The following is an 8147-nucleotide window of genomic DNA, read 5'->3' on the forward strand; positions in this document are numbered from 1 at the left end:
TCGGTATAGCCCTCGGACTATCGGCGCGAGAGACACAGGCGACTATATGACACGCACCTACGGTGGCCAGTTTGGCCCCAACCTTCGGCAGAGGAGCTATGACCAACAACTGGGTGGACATATCCAACTCCGACCTCGTCTTCGTTATGGGTGGAAACCCGGCGGAGAACCACCCCTGTGGGTTCAAGTGGGCTGTTAAGGCAAGGGAGAAGAGAGGAGCAAAGATAATATGCATAGACCCGAGGTTCAACAGAACCGCTGCGGTAGCGGACATATTCGCCCAGATAAGACCGGGCTCCGACATAGCCCTCTTGGGAGGACTGATAAACTACATCCTCCAGAACGAGAAGTATCAGAAGGAGTACGTTAGGATACACACCACCGCACCCTTCATAGTTAGGGAGGACTTCGGCTTCAAGGACGGGCTCTTTACCGGCTACGACCCAAAGACCAAGAGTTACGACAACTCCACCTGGGACTACGAGTTCGGTCCAGACGGGTATCCGAAGATGGACCCGAGCCTGAAACATCCAAGGTGTGTTCTGAACATACTGAAAAAACACTACTCCCGCTACACACCTGAGGTGGTTGAGCAGATAACGGGAATACCAAAGGAGAAGTTCCTCCAGATAGCGGAGGAGGTTGCCAAGTGCGGCACGCCCCACAAGAACATGACAATACTCTACGCCCTCGGGTGGACTCACCATTCCTACGGGACACAGCTGATAAGGACAGCCTGCATGCTCCAGCTCCTTCTCGGGAACATAGGGGTTCCGGGAGGAGGTATAAACGCCCTCAGGGGGCACTCAAACGTTCAGGGCATGACAGACCTCGCCGGACAGAACAAGAACCTTCCCACATACATAAAGCCCCCCAAACCCCAGGAGCAGACCCTCGCCCAGCATCTCAAGAACAGAACCCCCCGAAAGCTACACCCCACGAGCATGAACTACTGGGCTAACTATCCCAAGTTCTTCATAAGCTTCCTCAAGTGTATGTGGGGTGATGCGGCAACGCCTGAAAACGACTTTGCCTACGACTACCTTTACAAGCCCGAAGGGGGGTACAACTCCTGGGACAAGTTCATTGATGATATGTACAAGGGCAAGATAGAGGGCGTTGTCACCGTTGCCCTGAACTTTGTCAACAACACTCCCAACGCCAAGAAGACTGTCAGGGCACTTAAGAACCTCAAGTGGATGGTAGTGATTGACCCCTTCATGATAGAGACAGCTCAGTTCTGGAAAGCGGAGGGGGTCAATCCTTCAGACATAAAGACGGAGGTGCTCGTACTTCCCTCGGCGACCTTCCTTGAGAAGGAAGGCTCCATGACCAACAGCGCAAGATGGATAAAGTGGAAGTACAAGGCAAATGACCCTCCGGGTGAGGCAAAGGACGAGTACTGGATATTCGGAAGGTTCTTCATGAAGATAAAGGAGCTTTACGAGAAGGAGGGAGGTGCTTTCCCAGACCCGATACTGAACCTCGTCTGGACCTACAAGAACCCCTACTACCCGACCGCTGAGGAGATACTGACCGAGATAAACGGGTACTACACGAGAGATGTGGATGGACACAAGAAGGGGGAGAGGGTAAAGCTCTTCACAGCCCTCAGAGATGATGGCTCAACCGCCTGCGGTGGCTGGCTCTACTCGGGCGTATTCCCGCCGGAGGGCAACCTCGCCAAGAGGACGGACCTTCACGACCCCCTTGGTCTGGGAACTTATCCCAACTACGCCTGGAACTGGCCCGCCAACAGGAGGGTTCTCTACAACAGAGCTTCCTGCGATGCTAAGGGAAGACCCTGGGACCCCGAAAGACCGCTCCTCAGATGGGACCCCGAGCAAGGGAGATGGGTTGGAGACACTCCTGACACAGCGGCAACCGCACCGCCCGAGAAGGGTATAGGTGCCTTCATAATGCTTCCGGAGGGAAGGGGGAGGCTGTTTGCAGCGAGAAGCTACGCAACCTTCAAGGACGGACCCCTACCGGAGCACTACGAGCCCTACGAGTCCCCAGTCCAGAACGTCCTTCACCCTCAGGTCCCCCACAACCCCGTTGCTAAGGTCTACAAGGCTGACATAGACCTTCTGGGAACACCCGACAAGTTCCCCTACGTTGCTACCACCTACAGGCTTACGGAGCACTACCACTTCTGGACCAAGCACATCTACGGGACCTCTCACCTCGCTCCCGTAATGTTTGTAGAGATACCCGAGGAGCTCGCAAAGGAGAAGGGCATAGAGAACGGCGACATGGTGAAGGTTGAGACCGCAAGGGCGTCCATAGAGGCTGTCGCCCTAGTTACGAAGAGGATAAAGCCACTGAAGGTTGCCGGAAAGACGGTTTACACTGTCGGAATACCTATCCACTGGGGCTTTGAGGGACTGGTAAAGGGAGCCATAGCAAACTTCATAACGCCCAACGTTTGGGACCCTAACTCAAGGACCCCCGAGTTTAAGGGCTTCCTTGCCAACGTTGAGAAGGTGAGAGCTTAGGGAGGTGGAAAGATGAGCGTACTGACAACAGGTGGAACGGTTGGATTGGGCATCAGGAGGCTCTCAGCCTCCAAAGAGCCCGATACCTCAATAAAGGAGTACCCCCAGCTCGCCATCCTCGTTGATATATCCTCATGTATAGGCTGTAAAGCCTGTGAGGCAGCCTGCCAGCAGTGGCACGACCTGACACCTCCGATAATGACTCCCGAAGAGGTTGTTCAGAGGAAGATAGCGGGCTACCAATCCCACCCAGACCTCAGACCAGACCTCTTCATGCTCATGAGGTTCAACGAAGGGGAGACGGAAAGGGGCTTTACCTGGTTCATAACCAAGTACCAGTGTATGCATTGCTCAGAGCCCGGATGTCTGATAGCCTGCCCCTCTCCGGGTGCTGTTGTTCAGTATCAGAACGGGGTGGTTGACTTTGACCACTCCAAGTGCATTGGGTGCAAGATGTGCCTTGTGGGGTGCCCCTTTGACGTGCCCAGATACGACGCCAACAACAAGCCCTGGAAGTGCAACTTCTGCATAGACAGGGTGTCCGCCGGACTTGAGCCCGCCTGCGTAAAGACCTGCCCCACGAACTGTCTCACCTTCGGACTAAAAGAGGATATGATTGAGAAGGGCAAGAAGATAGTCGCCCAGCTCAAAGAGAGGGGCTACAAGAACGCAACCCTCTACGACCCTGAGGGTGTAGGGGGAACAGGCTACATGTACGTCCTGCCCCACGGAGACCACGTTAAGGACTACAACCTGCCGGAGGAGCCCAAGATTGAGGCGAGCATAGGACTGTGGAAGGGACCTCTCAAGACCCTCGGCAGTATAGCCCTTTGGGGTGCCCTTCTGGGGGCTTTCCTCCAGCTCGTCCTGTGGGGACCGATAAAGGTCCTCGGAGGCAAAGAAGAGAAGAAGGAAGAGGAGGGTTAATCATGGCAGTTGAGAGCACGAAGGTTTACGAAGAGCAGATAGAGAGGTTTTCGGCACTGGACAGGATCCTCCACTGGACCACAGCCCTTGCGTTCCTCTACTGCATGCTCTCGGGCATCGGCATAGCCTACCCGAAGTTCCACTGGCTACTGACCGTTCTCGGTGGTGGTGAGTTTGCCCGCTGGCTCCACCCGTGGGCCGGCGTGGTCTTCTCCATAGGAGCTGTTCTGATGATACTCAAGTGGGCAAGGGACATGGTGATAACCGGTGAGGACATCCTCTTTCTCATGAAGATAAAGTCCTACATATCGGGAAGGCATGAGGACCTGCCTCCGGCAGGTAAGTACAACGGAGGACAGAAGCTCTACGCCTGGATAGTCTTCATAAGTGCCATAGTCTTCTTCCTGACGGGAATAGTCATGTGGTTCCCCGAGAACTTCGGCATAGGACTGGTAAGGTGGTCTGTGGTGATCCACGAGCTCAGCTTCATAATAGCGGGAGCCTTCACCATAATCCACATCTACATGGGAACCGTAGGACTCCCGGGCTCAATATGGGGTATGATCGGAGGCAAGGTCTCCGCAACCTGGGCTAAGTTCCACCACCCGAAATGGTACAGGGAGGTAAAGGGAGAATGAACATATTCAAACAGAAGGAGAGGGAGTTTGCACTCCAGAGGGCGGAGATGCTCAGGGAGAGGTTCCCCGAGGCTGGGGAGCTCCTCTCCTTCCTTAAAGGAGTCCTGGAGTTTCAGAGGCAGGTCATAGAGGAGCTTCAGGAAAAGGACCTCCCCTTTGACATCAGCTCAGCCCTGTCAAGGCTGGAGAAGGGAAAGCCAGCCATCAATCTAACGAAAATTGATTGGGGAGGTTACGTTCCTTTCCTAAGAAGGCTCCTTAAGGTCCTATCGGACACAGGGACTGAGGAGATAAGGACTGGGGCTGAGGGGCTTGCCCGGTTGAGCGAAGAGGAGATAAAAGGAAGGCTTTCTCAGTTCTTAGAAGGAGAAGAAGTAGGTGAGGTTGAGAGGCTCATATTCCTTTCGTGGCTACAGCCGATACTCCACGCCTTCGCCGACAGGATTGAGTTCAACCACGAGCGCTGGCTGAAAAAGGTGTGTCCCGTGTGCGGTTCCAAGCCCTCCGTTTCCTTCCTCATGGATACTTCGGAGTGGGAAGGAGCGAGGTTCCTCAGGTGTAGCCTCTGCCTCACCGATTGGCTCTACGAGAGGACGAAGTGCGCGGTCTGTGGAAACAACGAAGATGACAAGCTGAGCTACTACACCTCGGAGGAGGTAAAGCACGTTGAGCTTCAGGTCTGCAACCTCTGCGGTCACTACATAAAGCTAATTGATATGAGGAAGGACGGGCTCGCGGTCCCAGATGTTGATGATGTGGCAACCGTAGCCCTTGACCTCTGGGCTGGAGAGCAGGGATACCTAAAGGTAGAGAGAAACCTTCTGGGTCTGTGAGATGCGCAGGAGGGACCTGCTCGCCTCCCTCTTCCTGCTTCCCTTTCTTTTTGGAAAGGTCTCCATGGGAAAGGATATAAAGGTTCTCGGATGTAGCCTTAAAGGCGACAGGCTTTACAGGGTTGAGCCCCACAGGATGCTATTCCAGTGGGTTAAGGAGGAGGGCAACGGTGTTTACTCTGTGGGTATGGCTTCGCTACTCGCGGCGCTGAGCTATCCTCTGTACTCAATAAGGGTAAAACCCGTCGGGACCAAGCTCTCCTTTGACGACAATCTCGCAACCGTTGAGGCAGGGAAGAGGATAGCTACCTTCCCCACACCCCTCTCGGGGGAGGTCGTTGATATAAACGAGGCGATTCTCAAGGAGCCTGAGCTTGTCAACAGAAAACCCTACACTTACTGGATAGCGAAGATAAGGGCGACGAACCCAAAAGAGCTTAAGGAGCTAAGGAGGGCGGAGGAGATAGCGGAGGTTGTGAGAGAAGTTATAATCAGAGAGGATATAGACTGCAGTAAAGTGGAGGAGTAGGGAGAGGTTGGTAGGCTGGTGCCGCCCCGGGACTTCAAATCCCGCGGGAGGTCTCGCAGGAGGTCTCCGGAGGGTTCGATTCCCTCCCTCTCCCGCCAAGAAAGGATGAAGAGGATATACCTGGACAACGCAGCTACAACGCCACTGCTCCCTCAGGTCAAGGAGTTCCTCTGTAAGGTTCTTGAGGTTTACGGAAACCCCTCAAGCCCCCATATAGCCGGAGAGGAGGCGCGGGAGCTGCTGGAGCTCGCCAGGGAAAACATAGCGAGTCTGCTAAGTGTTAAGCCGACGGAGATAGTCTTTAACTCCTGTGCTACGGAAGGAAACAACACGGTCCTGAGGAGTGCAGCCATAAAGAGGAAGGGAAATGTAGTTATAAGCTCTATAGAGCACAAGTCTGTGAGTATGGCAGCCCAGGAGCTCAAAAGGGAAGGTATTGAGGTCAGGGAGGCTCTTGTAGAAAAGAGCGGTGTTGTTGACCTTGAGCACCTTGAGGAGCTCATAGACGGTGATACGCTCCTCGTATCGGTGATGAGTGTGAGCAACGAGTTCGGGACGGTCCAGCCTGTGGGAGAGATAGCGAGGCTCTGCCGAGAAAGGGGCATCCCCTTCCACACGGACGCAGTCCAGGCGATAGGTAAGGTGGACTTTAAGCTGGAGGGCGTCGGTTACGCAACCTTTTCGGGACACAAGTTCCACGCACCCAAGGGGACCGGCTTCCTTTTTCTGAAGGAGGGCTTGTATCTCAAGCCCTTGCTGGTGGGAGGAGGTCAGGAGAGAGGTCTCAGGAGCGGGACGGAGAACCTTCAGGGAATCCTGGGAATGGCTAAGGCTCTTGAGCTTATATACGAGGACTTTGAGGGAAACGTAGAGAGGATAAGGAGGCTTAGAGACAGGTTTGAGAGCCTCTTAGAGGAGAAGGTTGAGGGGGTCAGGTTCGTGGGTAGGCACGTTCGCAGGAGCCCCTTTATATCGGCGGTCATCTTTCCCAAGGGCAACGGCTGGGAGTTCGTGAGAAGGCTATCCGATATGGGAGTCCTCTGTTCCTCTGGCTCAGCCTGTAGCTCGGGAGAGGTCATGCCCAATACCCACCTCCTAAAGATGGGCTTCTCCCAGGAGGAGGCTCTCCGCATGGTCAGGTTCTCCTTCGGGCTCATGAACTCTGAGGAGGAGGTTGAGGAGGCTGTGGAGAAGATAGCAAGACTGTTAGAATGAATAAGGATGAAAAGGCTTATCCTCTTTACACTCCTAACCTCAAGCCTCTCCTTTCCCCTTGAGATATACGTAGCTCCCAAGTTCATGAAGTGGGAGGAGTACGAATCGGGTCAGAGGCTCCTTCAGGAGAGAGGCTTTCTCCTCAGCGGAGGGATAAGGTTCACAAGGGGTGTGTTCAAAGGAGGGGCTGAGGTTTACGGCGGAACACTCGTCTATGACGGTCAGACCCAGGCTGGAGAGCCCGTTAAGAGCGACACCGAGTACAGGGGTGTGTCCCTCTGGGCTGGTCTTCGCAGGGAAACCGGGGGAACAGTGAAGCTCGCAGGAGAGCTCCTTTACCACCCGGAGCTCTGGGTCAGGGATATAAAGTCAACGGAAAGGGCTATAGGTTACTCGGAAACTTGGTTCTTTGACACCGTTGATATCGGTATAGAGCTCTTCCATTCCCAGCTAAGAGTCTATGCGATGGGAAGGTACAGGCTCTTCCTCAGGGACGCCTACATGCAGGCGAACATTGAGGGCATACCCCAGCTAAGACCCCGGAAGGGACCTGCCTACGAGCTCGGGATCGGGTTAAGGAAAGGGAGCTTTGGAACGGAGCTAATCTACTCCTACGTAAAGTTCAGGCGCTCTCAGCCCAAGCCCTATGGAAACCTATTCGTCCTGCAGCCCGAGTCCGTCAGGGAAACCCTGTCCTGGAAAATTCTGTTCTCCTTCTAAGAGAAGAGCCTGTCTCCCATATCCCCGAGACCTGGGACTATGTAGCCCCTGTCGTTCAGTCCCTCATCTATGCTGACGGTGTAGAGCCTGTGGTTCGGAAACTCCCTCTCAACCCTCTGGATACCCTCGGGCGCACAGACTATATGAACGCTAATGGTCTGCTCAGGACCACCCTTTACAACCTCCCCCAGAGCCTTCGTAAGGGTGCCTCCAGTTGCGAGCATGGGATCAAGGATGAGGACCTTCCTACCCAAGAGGTCTGGCAGGCGTGAGTAGTAGAGGTGAGATTCCAAAGTCTCCTCATCCCTCTTTAGGGCAAGGAAGCCCGTGGACGCGTTGGGGATGACCCTCTGGGCACCTTCAAGCATAGGAATTCCCGCTCTCAGTATGGGAACGAAGACGACAGCCTTCTCCTCAACGAAGCCAAACCTCCTCCTCCCGATCCAGATATCCACCTCCCTCTCAACGAGACTGAGTTCGGACAGTGCCTCGTAGACCATAAAGCTCGCTATATCCCTAAGGAGCTCAAAGATTGTCTCCCGAGGCGTGGAGAGCTCTCTTATCCTGTTGAGCTTGTGAAGCAGTATAGGGTGCTTTATCTCCCTAACCAAGGCAGTTAAATTTTACTACCTTTTTATCGCAGAGCTTATCTCCGTAAGAGGGAGAAGGACGCTCATGACTATCAGTCCCACTATGGCTCCTATTATCAGGATGGAGAGGGGCTCAATGAGCCTGACCCAGAGGTTTATTACCCTGAGAGCCTCCCTTCGGTAAAGGTCAGCGACGA

General features: G+C 54.2%; 9 protein-coding genes and 1 tRNA gene. 8 read left to right on the forward strand and 2 right to left on the reverse strand.

Features of this window, described 5'->3' with window-relative positions; translation table 11 throughout:
- From fdnG to AC1HCM_RS07830, 8 genes are all read left to right on the forward strand, one after another.
- Window positions 1–2498, forward strand: a 2498-nt coding sequence (gene fdnG, locus AC1HCM_RS07795; protein WP_479461205.1) for a formate dehydrogenase-N subunit alpha, incomplete at its 5' end; no start/stop codon positions are given.
- Window positions 2499–2510: 12 nt separating this feature from the next.
- Complete coding sequence (gene fdxH / locus AC1HCM_RS07800) at window positions 2511–3425, forward strand: formate dehydrogenase subunit beta (RefSeq protein WP_479461206.1); 915 nt, start codon at window positions 2511–2513, stop codon at window positions 3423–3425.
- 2 nt (window positions 3426–3427) lie between these two features.
- Window positions 3428–4063 (forward strand): formate dehydrogenase subunit gamma, encoded by a 636-nt coding sequence (locus AC1HCM_RS07805; protein WP_479461207.1) that lies wholly within the window; start codon window positions 3428–3430, stop codon window positions 4061–4063.
- Window positions 4060–4896 carry a formate dehydrogenase accessory protein FdhE gene (locus tag AC1HCM_RS07810; protein ID WP_479461208.1) on the forward strand — a complete coding sequence of 279 codons (837 nt, stop codon included), beginning with the start codon at window positions 4060–4062 and terminating at the stop codon, window positions 4894–4896. Before AC1HCM_RS07805 ends, AC1HCM_RS07810 begins: the two co-directional genes overlap by 4 nt.
- Before the next feature lies 1 nt (window position 4897).
- Window positions 4898–5425, forward strand: a complete 528-nt coding sequence (locus AC1HCM_RS07815) for a biotin/lipoyl attachment domain-containing protein (protein ID WP_479461209.1) — start codon at window positions 4898–4900, stop codon at window positions 5423–5425.
- Window positions 5425–5523, forward strand: a tRNA-Sec gene (locus AC1HCM_RS07820). The genes AC1HCM_RS07815 and AC1HCM_RS07820 overlap by 1 nt, the downstream gene beginning before the upstream one ends.
- A 7-nt stretch (window positions 5524–5530) precedes the next feature.
- Window positions 5531–6640 (forward strand): cysteine desulfurase family protein, encoded by a 1110-nt coding sequence (locus tag AC1HCM_RS07825; RefSeq protein WP_479461210.1) that lies wholly within the window; start codon window positions 5531–5533, stop codon window positions 6638–6640.
- Window positions 6641–6646: 6 nt separating this feature from the next.
- Window positions 6647–7360, forward strand: a complete 714-nt coding sequence (locus AC1HCM_RS07830; protein ID WP_479461211.1) for a hypothetical protein — start codon at window positions 6647–6649, stop codon at window positions 7358–7360.
- Here AC1HCM_RS07830 and upp read toward each other — a convergent pair.
- Window positions 7357–7971 (reverse strand): uracil phosphoribosyltransferase, encoded by a 615-nt coding sequence (gene upp / locus AC1HCM_RS07835; protein WP_479461212.1) that lies wholly within the window; start codon window positions 7969–7971, stop codon window positions 7357–7359. The two genes, AC1HCM_RS07830 and upp, sit on opposite strands and share 4 nt — an antisense overlap.
- 15 nt (window positions 7972–7986) lie before the next feature.
- Window positions 7987–8147: type II secretion system F family protein (locus AC1HCM_RS07840; protein WP_479461213.1), on the reverse strand; the 161-nt coding region annotated here is incomplete at its 5' end.

This window comes from Hydrogenivirga sp. (assembly GCF_056450045.1).